This window comes from Nocardia colli (genome assembly GCF_008704205.1).
GTDB lineage: Bacteria > Actinomycetota > Actinomycetes > Mycobacteriales > Mycobacteriaceae > Nocardia > Nocardia colli.
Genome location: NZ_VXLC01000044.1, coordinates 1 through 990, shown reverse-complemented (window position 1 = coordinate 990; position 990 = coordinate 1). Strand labels below are relative to the sequence as shown.

Here is a 990-nt window from a genome sequence, read left to right as displayed (position 1 = left end):
GTCGGTGTGGGAGTTCTTCTGGCCCTTACAGATCGGTGCCCGTCTAGCCGTGGCAAGGCCGGACGGGCATCGTGATCCGGCGTATCTCGCGGGAGTCATCAGCAGCGAGCGGGTGACCGTCACGCATTTCGTGCCGTCGATGCTCGCGGTGTTCGTCGCCGATAGGGCTGCGGCTCGATGCGATTCGCTGAGGCTGGTATTCACCTCGGGTGAGGCGCTGCCGCCGAGGCCCGCACATCGGTTGCGGGGGTTGACCGGTGCCGCGGTGCACAATCTTTACGGCCCAACCGAAGCCGCGGTCGACGTGACGTTTCACGAGGTCGTCGACCTGGATGCGGACACGGTGCCGATCGGCGCACCGGTATTCAACACCCAGGTGCACGTGCTGGATTCACGCCTGCGCCAGGTGCCGGTAGGGGTCGCGGGCGAGCTCTATCTGTCGGGCATCCAGTTGGCCCGTGGCTACGTCGGACGACCGGACCTCACCAGCGATCGCTTCGTGGCGAACCCCTTCGCCACCGGCACACGGATGTATCGCACCGGCGACCTCGTCGCATGGACGCCGGATGGGGAACTGGAATACCTGGGCCGCACCGACTTCCAGGTGAAGCTGCGCGGCCAGCGCATCGAGCTCGGCGAGATCGAGAACGCCCTCACCGGGCTGGACGAGATCGCGCAGGCGGTCGTCGTACTGCGGGCCGACAACGCGGCGGGCGAGCAGTTGGTCGCGTACCTCGTCACCAGCTCGAGTGCTGCCATCGACCCCGATGCGGTGAAAGCGGATCTCGCCGGCCGGCTACCGGCATACATGGTGCCCACGGCCTACGTCGTGCTCGACGACCTGCCGGTCAATGCCTCCGGCAAACTGGACCGAAAGGCGTTGCCGGCACCAGTATTCGAGACCGTCGAGTTCCGCGAGCCGGTCACCGCGGTGCAGCGCCTCGTCGCGAACATCTACGCCGACCTGCTCGGCGTGCAGCGCGCCGGCCT

At 67.1% G+C, this 990-nt stretch carries 1 protein-coding gene; it reads left to right on the top strand.

The features are described 5' to 3' along the window. Positions 1 to 990 (top strand): AMP-binding protein (locus F3087_RS43575; RefSeq protein WP_150408072.1); only part of this gene is annotated, 990 nt, incomplete at both ends.